Here is a 16,894-nt window from a genome sequence, read left to right as displayed (position 1 = left end):
ACGGCCAGTACCGAGCCGATCACGATTGTCTTGCGCTTGTTGGTCATTTTCAGCGGTCTCGAATTCATCCGGGCTCAGGTCACCGCGCGCGGTGGGTAGACCCGGGTAGGCACGAAAGGAATCAGGCAGATCAGCGCCACGGCGATACCGGCCATGACCAGGTAAAGGTCGGCCGAAGTCAGCACCAGCGCCTGGTCATGGATACGCTTGGCAAGGCCCGCAGCGTTGTCATCGATCAGCGGGGCGTTGCCCAGGCTGTCCACCAGGTGGTTGGAATGAAAGTGTCGGCGCAGCGTGCCGAGGGCATCCAGCAGGCCTCCGGCGATCACTGCGGCGAGCCCCTTGACGGTGTTGAACCAGCTGGAGGCGAATGGGCCTTCCTGCGGGCTCATGCCATTGGTGGAGAGCATCAGCAGCGGCAGTACCGCCATCGGTTGGCCGAACACCTGAAGCAGGTAGAAAGGGTAGAAATCACCACGGATCCACTCGGAGGTCAGCAGGCTGCTGCCGATGCACGACAGCGCCAGCATCGCCAGCCCCGTGGCCAGCACCCAGCGGCAGTCCACCGCACGCAGGTTGCACAGTGCCGCCGTCAACGGCAGGGCAATCAGTTGCGGCATGGCCACCAGCATCATCAGCGGGCTGGTTTGCGCCGGGCGATACCCTTGGATTTGCGCAAGGTAGGCAGAGGGAATGCTGCCCACACCGGAAAGCACCACCAACACGCCGGCCAGGGTGACCAGCGCGAAGCTCAGGTTGCGGCGCGACAGCATGCGCAACTGGAAGAACGGCAGCGGCTCGGACCATTCGTTGTACAGGAACAGCACCAGCAACAGCACACCCCCGCCCAGCAGCCAGCAGATCAGCGGCGAATCGAACCAGCCCCAGCGGTCCCCTAGCGACAGGCCCAGGACAATGCAGCTGATGGCCGGCAGGCCCAGCAACACGCCGCGCCAGTCGAACTGCTTGAAGCGCTCCAGGCGCAGCGGGTCCTGCGGCAAGCCCCAGCCGACACAGCACATGGCCAGGGCCGAGGGCAGGATGATCTGCCAGAACGCCCACTGCCACCCAACGTACTCGGTCCACAACCCGGCCAGCGGCGTGCCGAGGTTGGGCCCGAAGGTGGCCGTCAGGGCATAGCAGGCCAGGCCGTAGACCTTGATGCCCGGCGGCAGAAAACGCAGCGCCACGCTCATGAGCATCGGTGGCAAGGCGCCCGCTGCAAAACCCTGAAGGATGCGCAGCAGCATGAGGCTGTGCAGGTTGGGGGCCAACGGCTGCAGCAACCCCAGCAGCGCAAACAGCCCGACCGCGCTCATGGTGAAGCGGCGCAAGGAGAAGGTAGTGGCCAGCCACGGCGCGAAGGCCATGGCCGAAACCGACGCGGCGCTGTACACCGCCAGCAGCCAGGCGCCCTCGTCGGCGCCGATGCCCATGCCCCCGCGGATATCGGCCAGGGAAATCTTGGTCACCGACTCGTTGAGGCCGGCGCACAGCACGGCCAGCAACACGCCGAACAGCCCGACCACCACGCGCAGGCCGAACGCCGACTGCACGGGCGCAGCCGGCGCGGGGGCGGCGGCGATCGCGGTGGCAGGGGCGGACAGGGAACTCATGGGTAGACAACTCCAGCAACAATTTTATGGCTGGGGCAAGTCTAAGAAAGTCGAATGCTTACGAAAACTGACTTATCGGCAGCTTTATATTGCGTATGACGCAATCCGCCCCAGCCGCCGTAGGGCGAAGCGGGTTTATGGATCGACACTGCAGCAGGTTTTCAGGATCTGCCGCAACCAGCGGTGGGCCGGATCGTTGTGATAACGCGGGTGCCAGGCCTGCAGCACGGTTACCCGCTCCAGCGGCACCGGGATCTCGAACGAGCGCAACGGCAAGCCGAGCTTGTGCACACTGTTGAGGATATTGGCGGGCATCGGCAGGATCAGGTCCGAATCCGGCAGCGAGAACAACGCCGAGTGGAAGCTCGGCGTGATCAGCGCCACGCGCCGCTGCACCTTGAAGTTGGCCAGTTCGACGTCAATCGGCCCATTGGCGCGGCCACGCCTGGATACGCTGATCTGTGGATAACTGGCAAAACTCTGCGGTGTGATCGGCTGGTCGAATATGGGATGGTCGCGCCGCGCCAAACCCACGTAGTAGGTCTGGAACAGGCTCTGCACCTTGATCTCCGGGCCCAGGTCGACGGTCGAGCTGATGATCAGGTCGGTGCGCCCGTCGCGCAGCACGCTATCGTCATCACCGCCGGGGCTCTCGGGCACGAAGCGCAGGACCGTGCGCGGGGCCTGCTCATGCATGCGGCGCAACAGCATGGCGCCATACAGGGCAATGAACAGGTCATTGGTGCGGATGTTGAAGGCTCGGTCGAGCTTGGGCAAATCCACCTCTGCAGCACTGCGGAACACCTCACCGGCCTGCTCCACCAGCGCCGCCACCTGCTCGCGCAGGGCCAGCGCCCGAGGTGTCGGTACCAGGCCACGACCCGCGCGTACCAGGATCGGGTCGCCCAAGGCATCGCGGATACGCCCGAGGGTCCGGCTCATCGCCGCCGGGCTGAGGTTCATGCGCTGCGCCGCACCGACCACACTGCCTTCATCGAGCAGGGCGTCAAGGGCGACGAGCAGGTTCATGTCCGGGAGTGGCATGGCCGATTTCCGTGGCAGTTGTGGGAACGCGATGTTAACAGGTCGCATGATTGCACCAGACGCAATGCGTTCGTGCGTGGAGGGGCATTTATCTCGAGGGCGAGATGGGCCATAAATGATGCTGTGGCTGTACCGGCCCTATCGCCGGCAAGCCGGCTCCTACAGGTGCCCCACTGCCCTGCGATCGGTGCATTACTTGTGGGCCGGCTTGCCGGCGATGGGGCGGTACAGGCAACCGACCAGCCAGTTTTTCAGCAAGGAACCTCCATGCCCAGCCCCGTCCTGATCGCCATCGACGCGTCCCCTGCCTCGACCGCCCTGCTCACCCTCGCCCGCCGCTACTGCCGGCCCGACGAACACGAACTGCACGTACTGCTGGCCATCGACTCGACTTTCGCGGTGCACGACAAGCCTGCGCCCTACACCGCCGAGGAACTGGAGCAATACCCTGCCGCCTGTGAGGAGCAACGCCTGGGCGACCGCGCCGTGGCCGAGGCTGTTGCATGGCTAAAGCAGGCCGGCTTCACCAGCCACGGCTGCATGGTCGCCGGGCAACCGGTCGAGGCCATTGTCGCCAAGGCACGGGAACTGCAATGCGAGCTGATCATCATGGGCCACCGGCACCTGTCACGGCTGGGGCGGATGCTGGATCCGTCGATCAGCGCGAAGGTGATTGACCGTGTCGAAATACCGGTAATGGTAGGCCCGGCCTAGGGTTTGATTGAACGTGGTTTAGCTAGCCCGCTCCACCCTCGCTCGGTTTCACCACCACCGTGCACGTCGTCCCCGCCGCCAGCAGAAACCCGTCCGGCACTTCATCAATGTGAATCCGCACCGGCACGCGCTGGGCCAGGCGCACCCAGTTGAAGGTCGGGTTCACATCGGCAATCAGCTCGCGGCTCTGCGGGTTGTCGCGGTCGTAGATACCGCGGGCGATGCTCTGCACATGGCCCTTGAGCCGTTCGCCGCTCATCATCTGCAGCTCAGCCTGGTCACCCACCTTCACGTGCGGCAGCTTGGTTTCCTCAAAGAAGCCGTAAACCCAGAACGAGTTTTCATCGACCACTGCCATCACCGCCTCACCGGTCCGCGCATAGTCACCTTTGTGGATATTCAGGTTGGTCACGTAACCATCGACCGTGGCAACGATCCGGGTGCGCTTGAGGTTCAGCTCGGCCGCTGCCAATGCTGCCTGGGCCTGTTGATAGTCGGCCAGGGCGGCGTTGGCGATGTTGCTGGCGTCGTCGCGGTTTTCCTTGGAGATCACCAGGTTGTCCATGTCGGCACGGCGCCGGGCGTTGACCTTGCGCATCTCCCAGGTGGCCTTGCGCGAGGCGACCAGCGCCTTGGCCTGGTCGACAGCCAGCTGGTAGTGCTCGGGGTCGATGCGGATCAGCAGGTCGCCCTTCTTCACCCGCTGGTTATCCTTGACCGGTACGTCCACTACATAACCGGGCACGTCGGCGGCGACATTGATGATGTCGGCCCGCACGCGGCCGTCACGGGTCCAGGGCGTGGTCATGTAGTGCAGCCACAACTGGCGACCGATCACCACGGCAGCGGTCAGCACCAGCAAGGTAGCGATCAGGCTGAAGAACTTTTTCATCGAAGGATTCTCACCAGTAGAGCGACAGCGCCAGGGCGCCGAACAGGCAGACGAACAGGCTCAGGCGCAACAGCGCCGGGTGCCAGAAGAAGCGGTAGCCATCATGGCTGGCAATGAAGCGGTCCAGGCCCCAGGCCAGGCCCAGGGCGAACAGGAACATCAAGGTCATGGTGGGCATGTACACGCCATGAAAAGCGATCTCACGGGGCATGATTTCACGGAACATCGTGCAATCCTTTCGTCGTAGCCAACGGCGACTGTGGGTCGAGCAGGGAGGAACGGATGAAGTGCAGGTAGCTCTGCGCGCGGCGTAACACCGAGGTGTCGAAGTGCCGGGCGAAGGGTTCGTCAGTGGCCTGCACGCGGCTGATGGCGTGGTCCACCGCCACCAGCGCGCGCTCGTGGTTGCTGGCGCTGGGCTGCAGGAACAGTCGTGCCAAGGCGCGGCCCATGACACGGATGGCCTGGCGCCACGGCTGCGACTCGGCATACGCCGGGTGGATTGGTGCGCGGGCCTGCTCCTTGCGCAGCTCGATGACCGCGTGGCCGATTTCCAGCACGGTGAACATCCAGCCCATCAGCTGGCTTTGTACCTGCGGCTTGCCGGCAGCCAGGCCATAGGCCTGGTGCAACAGGTCACGGGTGCGGCTTTCGAAAGCCGAGCCCAGACCGCGCAGGCGACCGCTGATGGCGAACAGCACCTGCTCGCGCAGCTCCTGCTCCAGGCGGCTCCACAACCAGCGGCTGTTGGGCGGCAGGATGATCGCCCCGGCTGCAGCGCAGACGAACATGCCGATGACCATGCCGATGTAGTCGTTGATGAAGGTGTAAGGGTCGTACACGGTCAGGTTGTTGGGCACCGAACCGATGGCGAAGAACACCAGCAGGCCTATGCCGTAACCTGCGTAAGCCGGCCGCGAAGACAGGAACGCGCCGAGCACGAACACCGGCGCCAGGACCATGCACAGCAGCGGGAAACCATCGATCCAGGGGAACACGAAGAAGGTTTCGAAGAAGCCGACGAACGCGCCGATCGCCGTGCCGCAGGCCATTTGGAACGACATGCGCTTGGGGTTCGGCGAAGCCGCCGACAGGCCCACGGTGACGGTGGCGATCAAGGTCATCATGGCCCCGCTGGGCCAGTCGCTGAGCAGCCAGTAGCTACCCAGCAGCAACAGCACCGCCGAGGCGCGCACGCCAGCGGCCAGCGACACCAGCCAGCTGGTCCGGGCCACGTAAGGCTCGTCCCACTGCTCGCGCGCGTGCGTGTGCGCGGCCAGGGAGGCATGGGTTTCGGCGTAGCTGTACATCTCGTCGACGAAGCGATAGAGCAGTTCGAAAGCGGTATGGAAATCCAGCAGGTCGGACTCGCTGGGCTCGGTCAGCAGGTACTCGGCGCGCAGGCCGCGTACCTGAGCCTGCAGGCCCTCTTTGTAGGCCGCCAGTTCCAGCGTCAGGCGCAGTGCATCGGCATCGGTCAGCGCACGCCCTACATAGGGCTCAAGCAGCTCGACCAAGGTGTTCAGGCCCGGCTCGATGGCCCCGACGATCTGCAGCGGGCCGCGGGCGCGCAAGCGCTCAAGCAACCGGTGCAGGGCGTTGAAGCGCGTGGTGATGGCCATGAACTCACTGTTCATGCGCACCAGCCGGCCAGAGCGCCTGCGCATGTGCGGGTCTTCGAAGGCGGTGACGTTGCGCAGGCTCTCCAGGCCGACCGCCTCGGCGACGAAACGCACGTTGCTGGTTTCGAAACGGTCACGCTGGCTGTCACCGCGCAAGGCCTCGACCACCACCCCGGCGAACACACCAAAACGCTGGTACAACGCATTGCGCATGGCGGCGCTGGCCGATTGCGGCAGGATCGCGGCGCTGACGAAGGTCGAGACGAGAATGCCCAGGGCAATCTCCAGCACGCGCCACACCGCTGCCATGAACGCCTGGTCAGGGTGCTCCAGCACCGGCAGGCCGATCATGGCTGCGGTGTAACCGGCCAGCACGAAGCCATAGGCGCGCAAGGTGCGGTAGCGCATGGCGCCCGCCGAACACAGGCCCACCCACAGCGCCAGGCTGGGCAGGAACAGCTCCGTGTTCTGCGGGAACAGGGCGATCAGCGCCACCATCATCGCCGAGCCGGCCAGGGTGCCGAGCACCCGGTAGAAGCTCTTGGCGAAGACATGGCCGCTCTGCGGCTGCATGACGATGAACACGGTGATCATCGCCGTGCGCGGCTGCGGCAGCTCCAGGCGCATGGCCAGCCACAAGGTGATGAACGCAGCGGCGAGCACCTTGAAGATGTAGACCCAGGTCACCCCGTCGGTACGCGCCCAGGCAAAGAAGCCACGGCGCCACTCCAGGCTGTGCAGCCAGCGCAGGGGCAAGCTCGATGTACTCATTCGGCGTGGTCCGGTTTGCGTTCGAAAACAGCCAGGGTGGCCGGGGTTTTCGGCGCCGCCTGGCGCTCCTGCTCAGGCACGTCCTTGCCGGCCTGCAGGCCACCGCCCAGCGCGGTCACCAGCTCGGCATGGGCGATCAGGCGCGCGGCCTGCACCTGCTGCTGCACCTGCTGCTGACGCAGCAGCAAGGTCTGGGCATTGAGCACGTTGAGGTAGTCGGTCAGGCCGCGTTGGAAGGCGACCATGGCAATATCGTAGGTTTTCTGTGCAGCGGCCACGGATTCGGCGGCGAAGTGGGCCTGCTCCTTCATCGACTCACGGCGGATCAACTGGTCGGAAATGTTCTTCAGCGCGCCGATGACCGTCTGGTTGTAGTGCGCCACGGCCACGTCATAGCCCGCCGAGGCCACACCCAGCTGCGAGCGCAAGCGGCCGCCGTCGAAGACCGGCAGGCTGATGGCCGGCCCGACGTTGTAGTTGAACTTGCGCCCGGTGAGGAATTCCAGCGGCCCGCCACCGGTGGCCATGAAGCCCAGGCTGCCGACCAGGTCGACGTTGGGGAAGAAGCCGGCGTGGGCGACGTCGATACCACGCGCCTGCGCGGCCACCTGCCAGCGGCTGGCGACCACGTCGGGGCGCTGGCCGACCAGCTCGGCCGGCAGGGCCGACGGCAGTTTCAAAGGGGCGGCGAGGGCCAGGCTGGGGCGCTGGATCTGCGAGCCCTCACCCGGCCCCTTGCCCGCCAGCGCGGCCAGCTGGTTGCGGGTAAGGGCGATTTCTTCGTCCAGGCTATCCAGTTGGCGGTGGGTTTCGGGCAACGGTGCTTCGGCCTGGCTGACCTCAAAATGGGTACCGATACCACCGTCCAGGCGGCGCTTGGCCAAAGCCAGGATCTGCTCCTGCTGCTCCAGCTGGGCCTTGACGATGTCGCGCTGGGCGAAGTGCAGGCTGAGCTGAATGTAGGCACGCACCACATTGTTCTGCAGTTCCAGTTGCGCCTGGCGGGCCTCGGCCACGCTCATGTGTGCCTGGTCCACGGCCTGTTCGCTGGCATTGCGCTCGCGCCCCCAGAGGTCCAGGGCATAGCTGAAGCCGATGGCGGCGTTGTTGTCCCAGGTGTTGGCACCCGACAGTGCGCCAGGGCCATAGAACTGGTCTTCAGGCCAGTTGTGGCGTTTGAGCGACGCCTGGCCGTTGGCCTGCAGCTTTTCTGCCGACTCGACCACACCGGCCATGGCCTTGGCTGCGCGCACCCGCGCTGCCGCCATGGCCAGGGTCGGGCTACCGGCCATAGCCAGGTCGAGCCAACGATCGAGCTGTGGATCACGGTAGGCGTGCCACCACTGCTGGTCGGGCCAGTGGGCATCGCTGGCGGCTTCGCGGATGGCCGCATCGGTGGTCAGGGTATTGGCTTGGAGGGTCTTGCTTTGTGGGGCAATGCCCCAGGTTCCGATACAGCCGCTCAAGGTGAGGCTAAGGGCACAGGCACTGAACGCCTGAAGCGTTCTGATGATGCGACGCGGCACAGCTGCGATTTCCCGAGGAAGAGGTGGAGGGCTGGGCAATTCTAGGGGGCGGCCGCACTGGCGATAAGCGCAGATTCCTGCGAATCTTTGTTACCAAAACAGCGATAATCCGGCTTTGGTCGAAGGCACATGCAACTAACTTCGTGACACAATTTGCCCTCTACCTTGAGAGTGACCCATGGACACCCTGCAAAACATGCGTGCTTTCAGTTGCGTAGCCCAGCTTGGCAGTTTCACTGCCGCTGCGGCGCAACTGGATACGACTACCGCGAACGTGTCGCGGGCGGTCTCCAATCTGGAAGCCCATCTGCAAACCCGGCTGCTCAACCGCACCACCCGGCGCATCGCCCTGACCGAGGCGGGCAAGCGTTACCTGATGCGCTGTGAACAGATCCTCACCTATGTCGAAGAAGCCGAAGCCGAGGCAAGCGACGCGCATGCCCGGCCTGCCGGGCAATTGAAGGTGCATTCGATGACCGGGGTCGGCCAGCACTTCGTGGTCGATGCCATCGCCCGCTACCGCGAGTCGCACCCGGACGTGACCTTCGACCTGACCATGGCCAACCGCGTCCCCGACCTGCTCGACGAAGGCTATGACGTGTCCATCGTACTGGCCACCGAGCTGCCGGACTCAGGTTTCGTGTCGCAGCGCCTGGGCATCACCTACAGCATCGTCTGCGCCTCGCCCGAGTACGTGGCCAGGCACGGCTTCGCGCACAAGCCGGTCGACCTGCTGCAGCATGCCTGCCTGCGCATGGTCAGCCCGGTGATCCCGCTGGAAAAGTGGTTGTTCGACGGCCCGGAAGGCCAGGAACTGGTCAACATCACCAGCTCGCCGTTCCAGGTCAACTCGGCCGACGCGATGAAAACCGCGATTCGCAGCGGCATGGGCATGGGCGTGCTGCCGATCTACTCGGCCATCGATGGTTTGCGTGATGGCAGCCTGGTGCGGGTGATGCCGGACTACCGGCTGCAGGAACTGAACCTGTATGCGATCTACCCGTCGCGCCAGTACCTGGATGCGAAGATCAAGACCTGGGTTGAGTACCTGCGCAACTCGTTGCCAGAGATTCTCGCAGCCCATGAAGCGGACCTGAAAACCCACGAGTTGCTGATCGCGAACTGAAAGCAGTTGCAAGCGGCAAGAAAAAGCAGATTGGTGCACGCGCTGCTTTTTCTTGCGGCTTGAAGCTTGTAGCTTGTAGCTTGTAGCTTTTGCGTTGGAAGTAGCCCGATGAAAAAGACCGTCCTGGCCTTCAGCCGTATCACCCCGGCCATGGCCGAGCGCCTGCAGCAAGATTTCAACGTGATCGTGCCGAACCCCAAGCTCGGCGACATCAGTGCCCAGTTCAATGAAGCTTTGCCCCAAGCCCACGGCCTGATCGGCGCCGGTCGCAAGCTCGGCCGCGCGCAGCTCGAGGGGGCAGCCAAACTGGAAGTGGTGTCCAGCGTATCGGTGGGCTACGACAACTACGACGTCGACTACTTCAACGAGCGCGGCATCGCCCTGACCAATACCCCCGATGTACTCACTGAAAGCACCGCCGACCTGGGCTTTTCGCTGATCATGGGCTGCGCACGGCGCACGGCCGAACTGGACGCCTGGACCAAGGCCGGCCAATGGCAGGCCACCGTCGGCCCGGCGCACTTCGGCAGCGATGTGTACGGCAAGACACTGGGTATCGTCGGCCTGGGCAACATCGGCGCGGCCGTCGCCCGCCGTGGCCGCTTCGGCTTCAACATGTCGGTGCTGTATGCCGGCAACAGCCGCAAACCGGCGCTGGAGCAGGAACTGGGGGCGCAATACCGCAGCCTCGAACAACTGCTGGCAGAGTCCGATTTCGTCTGCATCGTGGTGCCGCTGTCCGACGCCACCCGCAAGCTGATCGGTGCTCGCGAGCTGAAGCTGATGAAGCCGAGCGCCTTCCTGATCAACATTGCCCGTGGCCCTGTGGTAGACGAGGCAGCGCTGGTCGAGGCCCTGCACAACGGCACCATTCGCGGCGCTGGTCTGGATGTCTACGAGAAAGAGCCGCTTAGCGAATCGCCGCTGTTCAAATTGCCCAATGCCCTGACGCTGCCACACATCGGCTCGGCCACCGCCGAAACCCGTGAGGCCATGGCCAACCGGGCAATGGACAACCTGCGTGCGGCGTTGCTGGGCGAGCGGCCGCAGGACCTGGTGAATCCGCAGGTGTGGAAGGGCTGATAACGCGTTTGTCCCACCAAGGGGCCTGCGCAGACAACCTTCACGTGGGTTGTCTGCGCCGCCTCAGCACCTTGCGCACCACGTACCGGGGCCGCTGTTTGGTCTCCTGGTAGATCCGCCCTATGTACTCCCCAAGTATTCCGATACCGATCAACTGCACACCGCCAAGGAACAGCACTGCCGTCATCAACGACGGATAGCCCGGCACATCGTTTCCGAACAGCAGTTTGTCGATCACCATGTACACCGCAAAGGCAAAAGCCGACAGCGATACACCTCCGCCCACGTAACTCCAGAGCCGCAAAGGCACAGTGCTGAACGAGGTGATGCCATCCAGGGCCAGGTTCCACAGCCGCCAGAAGCTGAACTTGCTGTTGCCCGCCGTACGTTCGGGCCGGTCGTATTCGACGATGGCAGTACGAAAGCCTACCCAGGACAACACACCTTTCATGAACAACTGCTGCTCCGGCAACTGGCGGATGGCGGCTACCACTTTACGGTCCAGCAGGCGAAAATCACCGACGTTCTCCTCGATCCGGGTCGAGGCAATGCGGTTGTGCAGGCGGTAGTACAAGCGTGCGCTCCACCGTTTGAACCGTGTGTCAGCGGCACGGCTACGGCGCTTTGCCAGAACGACCTCCGCCCCTTGCTGCCACACATCGATCATCTGCGCGATAAGCTCGACCGGGTCCTGCAAGTCGACATCGATCGGCACCACGGCGTCGCCCTCGGCGTACTCAAGGCCGGCGAACAACGCCGACTCCTTGCCAAAATTACGCGAGAAATTGACGACGGTTACCCATTCATCCCGTGCCGCCAGCTCGGCGCAGATGGCCTCGCTGGCATCATTGCTGCCGTCATTGACCAGCAGGATCTCGACCGCCACGCCCTGTAAAGACGGCTCGTTACGCACCGTGTGATAGAACCGTTCGAGGGTGTCCTGCTCGTTGTACAGGGGCACGACCAAGGTAATGTTCATGGCTGCCTCCGCTTGAACACCACTGTCCGCGAGTAGCCGTAACCGATGATCAGGCTGACGGCTGAAAAAGCTACCAAGGTCAGCCAGGGTGACAAACCAGCCCGGTCCGATAGCGCCCCCATGCTCAGGCTCAGGCAACCCATGCCCGATACGAACGCCAGGTAACGCAGCTTGCTCGGCGCGGTGGCGAACGTGAAGCGAGCATTGAGGTAATAGGACGCACTGACAGCCACTGCGAATGCCAGCAAGTTGCTCGATGCCTGGCTCAGCCCGGCAGCCTGGTGCAGCAGGAAGAAAACCGCCCAGTGCAACAGCGTATTTCCAACACCGATGAGGCCATACCGGTAGAAACGCAGGGTCGTTACCATCGGTAGGCCTCGCTCTGGGCAGGTGCTTTCATAAGCACATAGCCGTTACCGTCGACCAGGTGGATGTCGAAAAACGTGCTCTTCACCACCGCTGCATGGCTGCGCGCAAGTACCTGCTCACGGTCGAGCGGGGGATTTGTAGTGAAGTTGACCAGCCCGAGGCGCGGCATCATCTCAGGCAACAGCAGAAAATCGATGTTCAGGACATAACGCAACGCTGGCATCTGTTCATAACTGGCGCTGGCTGCAGGCAACCAACGTGCGCTGCTACCGATGTCCAAAACATAGAATCGATTGGTTTCATACAACTGCGGCCGGCTTTGGATGGCATTGGCGAGCGAAGACGTCACCATGCGTTGCAGTTCCTTCTGCACGATCAGCGTTCGGCCGTAAGCAAACGAAAATGACAACATGAACAACACAGGAATAGCCAGCAGCCACCTCAGCCGACCGCCAAGCCCTGACAGTAGGCGATGGGCCAGCAGTGCCAGCATCATCAAGACCACGCCGAACCCCATCAACAGGCGTGCGCCACCGTCAAAATGCGCGAACACCATCATCAGGCCGTACACCAGCAACGCCACAGCCGGGATGGGCAGCAGCAGCGCAGCCGTCAACACCCCCCGTTCCCATACAGGGCGTGGATCAACCAACACCTCACGCAAGGCGATCAGCAGCGCCACAAGCGCCAGCCCCGAAAGGCCGATCAACACCCACGCCGTTCCTGGCGTGATCAACAACGCCACGTGCCCCAAGATAACTTCCAGGCGCCGCAACAGCTCAGGCCACCACTGGGCATCCAGAGGCAGCAACGCGGTGCGGGGGACATCTATGAACTGATGGGCCGTGAGCGAGTACAGCAGGCACCCGCCGAGCAGTTGTGTCAGCCGGCCGAAAAGATGACGGCAGACCTGACGCAACCCGGCATGGCCGAGCACCTGACGCATGATTTCGAGGCAACACAAGCCAGCGAAGACGTTGATGCTGACCTGGTAGAAACTCGCGGCACATGCCACCAGCACGCCGCCCAGCAGGCACTGCTGCCAGCGCTCGGCACTCAGCGTGATGGCCCAGACGCATGCAGCCAGCGCCAACGCCATACCGGGTGCGTCGTATTGGTACGACAGGTTTTGCAGAAAGAAGGGGTTGTACCATAAGGGCAATACCACCAGCACAGAGGTCGCCGTGGGGGCCGGGAAGTAATGTGACACCAGCCGGGCGAGCGCCAGTGCAGTCACGCTGGCAGCCAGCAGAATAGGCAAAGGGAACAGATTCACAGCCCCGACAGAGAAGCCCAGCATGCGATGCATCAGAAAGAGCAGGAAGCGCCCCTGCCCTGTCCAGGATTCATTGCCGGTAGGCGTGAGGCCAGCGTTCTGGGCGCGCCACACATCATCGATATAGGCGTAATCGGCAAGCACCAGCGGCAATAGATGCACCGCCAAGGCCAACAGGCAGAGCAGCTGCACCTGACGATGCGACAGTCGCTTGTTCCAGGAGAGCAATGGTGACATTGACGTTTCCGGGCTAATGGCTCCCGGGCAAGTCTAAACAGCCCACCCCGTGCCAACACCTGGCATTTATGTCAGTTGCTGCGCAGCGCTCAACGTGCAACCGCACCTGCCAGCGTGGGTTTGGGCTTGCGAAACACCAACACATTACCCGCCATGACAGCGACCAGCCCGAGCAAAGCCGGTGCTGTCCATTGATAGCCCTCGGCAAACGCCGACACGTTAAGCGCCACCAGCGGGAACAGCACCGTGCAATACGCAGCCCGCTCCGGGCCCATGCGCCCGACCAACGTCAGGTACGCGGTGAAGCCGATCACTGAACCCGGTATCACCAGGTACAGCAGCGAGCCGACATAGCGCGTGTTCCACTCCATCGCAAATGGAATACCGCTGATCAGGCAATACACGGCCAGCATCGCGGCGCCATAGACCATGCCCCAGGCATTGGTGGTCATGGGCTTGAGGCCAGCTTTCTGCTGCATGCTCGACAGCATGTTGCCTGCCGAAAAGCACAACGTACCGAGCAAGGCCAGGCCGAGACCATAGAGCGTTTCGCGGCTTGCCGCATGGTGCGACAGCTCAGGCCAGAACAGCAGCCCCAACCCCAAAAGGCCAAGCGCGCCGCCACCGAGTACGTTGCTGGCAACCCTCTGGCCGAAAAAGAGGCGCGCGTTCAGCGCATTCCACAGTGTTGCAGTGGAAAACACCACGGCGATCAAGCCACTGGCGATCCACTGGCTGGCGGTGAGGAAACACATGAAATTGACGCAGAACAGGCACAGGCCCTGCGCCAGGCACAGCAGATGACCGCGCCGATTCATCGGCTGCAGGCGGCGGGTGAGCAGCAGGATGGCGAACAGAATCAGGCCGGCCAAGGCAAAGCGGTAGACGATCGAAACCGGGATGGCCACTTCACCCAATTGCAGTTTCAGGGCGATCCAGGTGGTACCCCAGATCAGGACAGTGAGCAGGTACAGGGAAAGGTTCATGGGGGTTCCTTAGGCATACGACCATGCATTGCGGGGAGCACCATGCGGCCAACCTGTGGGAGCTGGCTTGCCGGCGATCGAGGGCGCAGCCCTCGCCAGGGCCATCAGTGTTCTCTGCGGCCAGTGAAGTGCGCTTGCACAAACTTGCGCTTTTCAGCATTCAGGGAGCTGCCACCTCGGCGCATCGGCAGTACGATGGCGACAGAGGAAACGCTCATGACCCCACTGACCCAGTTGCACGTGTTCAACGCCATGCATGCCTCGCCCCACGCGAGGCTGGAACTAAGCGCGCACCTGGGCGACGGGCTGGCGGCGGCGCTATGGAGCAACCGTGACGATGCCCGCGACTATCAGGCGCCCAGCCACCACACGCTGTCGTGCTACATCGCCCACGGCACCGGCACCTTTCGCCGCCAGCGCCCAGCCGACAAAGGGGCGCCGGACAAATTGTGCATCATGCCGGCCGGCCACGAGTCCAACTGGGTGGTCAATGGGCAGATCCGCCTGGCGCACCTGTACATCAGCGAGGTGCAATTCGCCCTGGGCTGCGTGCGCCTGCTCGACCGGGAACCGCGGGAGATGCAACTGCAGGAAGCGACATTTCTCGACGACCCACGGCAGTCGGTGCGTTTTCGCCAGTTGATCAGCCTGGCCTGGGAAGAGCCAGGCGAGCGCTTGCTGGCCAGCAGCCTGGCACACGAGATCGTCGATCACGCCGTGCTCAGCCAGGTAGGGCTGCGCCAGGGGTTACGCCTCAAAGGCGGGTTGGCACCGAACCTGCGCCGGCAACTGGTGGAATACATCGAGGCACACCTGGATCAGCCCATCACCCTCGGTGAGTTGGCCGTGCGTTGCAACCTCTCCGAGTATCACTTCGCACGCATGTTCCGCACCAGCTTCGGCTTGCCACCACACCAGTACCTGCTGGCCCGCCGGCTGCATCGGGCCTGCCAGCTGCTGCGCCTGGGCCAGCTGCCATTGGGAGACATTGCATTGCTGTGCGGGTTTGCCAGTGCCAGCCATTTCAGCAACCGCTTTCGCCAGGCAGTCGGCGCGACACCTGGCGACTATCGCGCCGCCTTCAGCCACTAGAACTCGAAGGTACTCGACAGGCTCACCTGGCGCGCATCACCTATGGCAACGAAGTACTGGTTCACCGCCGAGCTGTAGTAAACCTTGTCGAACAGGTTCTTCACGTTCAGTTGCAGGCGCACATTGTGCTCGTCGAGCCGGGTCTCGTACGTGGCGAAAGCATCGGCAACGGTGTAGCTGGGCAAGTCGAAGGTGTTGGTCGAGTTGCCCGGGCGCTCGCCGACATGACGGGCTCCGGCACCGAAACGCAAACGGTCGCCACCGAACAGGCTGCCGAAGTCGTACACCGCCGACAATGAGCCACTGTGCCTGGCCACGTTCTGCAGGCGGTTACCCTCGAGGTCCGGGTCCTTGGTCACCTTGGCGTCGGTAAAGGCATAGCTGCCGATCAGGCTCCAACGCTCACTGAGCTGTCCGGTCAGGTCAAGCTCCACCCCCCTTGAACTGACCTCGCCCGCATTGCTGTAGACCGTCTCGCCGGTACCGCTGTCGAAGTTGGAGACCAGCACGTTGCGCTTGGTGATGTCGAACAGCGCCAGGGTGCCGGTCAGGCTGCCAGGCATGTCGAGCTTGGCCCCCAGCTCCCACGACTTGCCCTCTTCCGGCGCAATCGACGAATCCAGCACCACACCGCCGGTCAGCGGGGCAATGCTGGAGTTGGGTTTGAACGACTCGCTGTAACTGCCATAGAACGACAACTGCTCATCGACCTTGTAGACGATGCCGGCATGCGGTACCCAGGCCTGGCCGCTGGTGTCGGTATTGGCCTTGAACGGCCGGCCGCGGCCGGCGTACTGGTCGTACTGCTGAAAGCGGGCGCCGGCCACCAGTATCCAGTGCTCGTCCAGGTGCAGTGCGTCCTGCAGGAACAGCGCCTCGGTGCGCAGCTTGTCGGTCTGATCGCTGTCGCTGGCGCGCACCGTACTGCCCTCCACTTCCTGGCCATAGACCGGGTTCACATAACTGAAGGTGGACTGAGCGGTCTGGCGAATCAGGTCGCCGCGAAAGACCTTGCGGTCTTCGTGATCAATGCCAATGAGCAGGTCATGCTGCATTCCGGCCAGCTCGACGTTGCCATTGAGGCTGAGGGTCGCGAACTGGTCGCGGCTCATGGCGTTGTGGGTGCCATCGATGCTGCGCGTGAGCGTGCCCTTGGCTTCGTTGACGCCGGTCACGCGCACTTGGCTTGCGTCGTAAGTCTCGCGGTTGAAGCTGTAGCCAGCGTGCAGTTTCCAATCGTCGGCCAACTGGTGGTCGACCTCAAGGCGATACAGGTCGGAGCGGCCTTCCATATCGTTGAAGGGTTCATCCAGGCGGCGCGTGGCCGGAATGTCCAGCGGGTGGCCGTTGCTGCCGAACGCAGTGCCCCGGTCGAACGGGTAGAGAAACTCGCGGTGCTCATAAGCCAGCACCACTTGGGTGTCCTCGCCCAGCCAGGCCAGCGACGGCGCCACCAGCGATTCGCGGTGCACGCCATAGTTGCGCCAGTAATCCTCGTCCTCATGATCGACGATCAAACGGTAGGCGAAGTTGCTGTCGCCCAGTGCCCCGGTGCTGTCGA

The 16,894-nt window shown here is 63.3% G+C and carries 15 protein-coding genes; 4 read left to right on the top strand and 11 right to left on the bottom strand.

What is annotated here, in order from left to right; translation table 11 throughout:
* Window positions 1-74: 74 nt before the first annotated feature.
* Both BLX42_RS03080 and BLX42_RS03075 read right to left on the bottom strand, forming a co-directional pair.
* Window positions 75-1,616: an MFS transporter gene (locus BLX42_RS03080; RefSeq protein WP_161871114.1), complete on the bottom strand. Its 1,542-nt coding sequence runs from the start codon at window positions 1,614-1,616 to the stop codon at window positions 75-77.
* A gap of 135 nt (window positions 1,617-1,751) precedes the next feature.
* Window positions 1,752-2,660: a LysR family transcriptional regulator gene (locus BLX42_RS03075; RefSeq protein WP_115273607.1), complete on the bottom strand. Its 909-nt coding sequence runs from the start codon at window positions 2,658-2,660 to the stop codon at window positions 1,752-1,754.
* A 267-nt stretch (window positions 2,661-2,927) separates the two neighbouring features.
* Between BLX42_RS03075 and BLX42_RS03070 the strand changes: the two genes are divergently transcribed.
* Window positions 2,928-3,374 (top strand): universal stress protein, encoded by a 447-nt coding sequence (locus BLX42_RS03070; RefSeq protein ID WP_161871113.1) that lies wholly within the window; start codon window positions 2,928-2,930, stop codon window positions 3,372-3,374.
* 22 nt (window positions 3,375-3,396) lie between these two features.
* Here the strand turns inward: BLX42_RS03070 and BLX42_RS03065 are convergent, their stop codons facing one another.
* From BLX42_RS03065 to BLX42_RS03050, 4 genes are read right to left on the bottom strand one after another with little or no spacing between them, the layout of a single operon-like run.
* Entirely contained in the window at window positions 3,397-4,266 is an 870-nt protein-coding gene (locus BLX42_RS03065) for an HlyD family secretion protein (RefSeq protein WP_046784803.1), read from the bottom strand.
* Window positions 4,267-4,276: 10 nt separating this feature from the next.
* The gene (locus BLX42_RS03060; RefSeq protein ID WP_008097766.1) at window positions 4,277-4,477 is read right to left on the bottom strand and encodes a DUF1656 domain-containing protein; all 201 of its coding nucleotides are present in this window, start codon (window positions 4,475-4,477) and stop codon (window positions 4,277-4,279) included.
* Window positions 4,478-4,481: 4 nt separating this feature from the next.
* Window positions 4,482-6,659 carry an FUSC family protein gene (locus tag BLX42_RS03055; RefSeq protein ID WP_046784802.1) on the bottom strand — a complete coding sequence of 726 codons (2,178 nt, stop codon included), beginning with the start codon at window positions 6,657-6,659 and terminating at the stop codon, window positions 4,482-4,484.
* Window positions 6,656-8,185, bottom strand: a complete 1,530-nt coding sequence (locus BLX42_RS03050; RefSeq protein WP_161871112.1) for an efflux transporter outer membrane subunit — start codon at window positions 8,183-8,185, stop codon at window positions 6,656-6,658. Before BLX42_RS03050 ends, BLX42_RS03055 begins: the two co-directional genes overlap by 4 nt.
* Window positions 8,186-8,363: 178 nt before the next feature.
* On the opposite strand from BLX42_RS03050, the gene BLX42_RS03045 reads away from it, so the two are divergent.
* Together BLX42_RS03045 and BLX42_RS03040 are read left to right on the top strand one after the other, a co-directional pair.
* Complete coding sequence (locus BLX42_RS03045; RefSeq protein ID WP_046784800.1) at window positions 8,364-9,311, top strand: LysR family transcriptional regulator; 948 nt, start codon at window positions 8,364-8,366, stop codon at window positions 9,309-9,311.
* 108 nt (window positions 9,312-9,419) lie between these two features.
* Window positions 9,420-10,394 carry a D-glycerate dehydrogenase gene (locus BLX42_RS03040; RefSeq protein ID WP_046784799.1) on the top strand — a complete coding sequence of 325 codons (975 nt, stop codon included), beginning with the start codon at window positions 9,420-9,422 and terminating at the stop codon, window positions 10,392-10,394.
* Between the two features lie 40 nt (window positions 10,395-10,434).
* On the opposite strand, the gene BLX42_RS03035 is transcribed toward BLX42_RS03040, so the two are convergent.
* From BLX42_RS03035 to BLX42_RS03020, 4 genes are all read right to left on the bottom strand, one after another.
* On the bottom strand, window positions 10,435-11,373 hold the full coding sequence (locus BLX42_RS03035; RefSeq protein WP_046784798.1) for a glycosyltransferase family 2 protein: 939 nt from the start codon (window positions 11,371-11,373) through the stop codon (window positions 10,435-10,437).
* On the bottom strand, window positions 11,370-11,741 hold the full coding sequence (locus BLX42_RS03030; RefSeq protein WP_161871111.1) for a GtrA family protein: 372 nt from the start codon (window positions 11,739-11,741) through the stop codon (window positions 11,370-11,372). Before BLX42_RS03030 ends, BLX42_RS03035 begins: the two co-directional genes overlap by 4 nt.
* Window positions 11,735-13,255 carry a glucosyltransferase domain-containing protein gene (locus BLX42_RS03025; RefSeq protein ID WP_161871110.1) on the bottom strand — a complete coding sequence of 507 codons (1,521 nt, stop codon included), beginning with the start codon at window positions 13,253-13,255 and terminating at the stop codon, window positions 11,735-11,737. Before BLX42_RS03025 ends, BLX42_RS03030 begins: the two co-directional genes overlap by 7 nt.
* 89 nt (window positions 13,256-13,344) lie before the next feature.
* Window positions 13,345-14,241, bottom strand: a complete 897-nt coding sequence (locus tag BLX42_RS03020) for a DMT family transporter (RefSeq protein WP_161871109.1) — start codon at window positions 14,239-14,241, stop codon at window positions 13,345-13,347.
* 216 nt (window positions 14,242-14,457) lie between these two features.
* Here BLX42_RS03020 and BLX42_RS03015 point away from each other — a divergent pair, with 216 nt between their 5' ends.
* Window positions 14,458-15,333 carry an AraC family transcriptional regulator gene (locus tag BLX42_RS03015; RefSeq protein WP_161871108.1) on the top strand — a complete coding sequence of 292 codons (876 nt, stop codon included), beginning with the start codon at window positions 14,458-14,460 and terminating at the stop codon, window positions 15,331-15,333.
* On the opposite strand, the gene BLX42_RS03010 is transcribed toward BLX42_RS03015, so the two are convergent.
* The coding region (locus tag BLX42_RS03010; protein ID WP_161871107.1) for a TonB-dependent siderophore receptor at window positions 15,330-16,894 on the bottom strand (1,565 nt) is incomplete at its 5' end. The two genes, BLX42_RS03015 and BLX42_RS03010, sit on opposite strands and share 4 nt — an antisense overlap.

It is taken from the genome of Pseudomonas sp. SG-MS2 (assembly GCF_009933855.1).
Taxonomy (GTDB): Bacteria; Pseudomonadota; Gammaproteobacteria; order Pseudomonadales; family Pseudomonadaceae; genus Aquipseudomonas; species Aquipseudomonas putida_E.
This window is presented reverse-complemented; position numbering and strand designations above follow the sequence as displayed.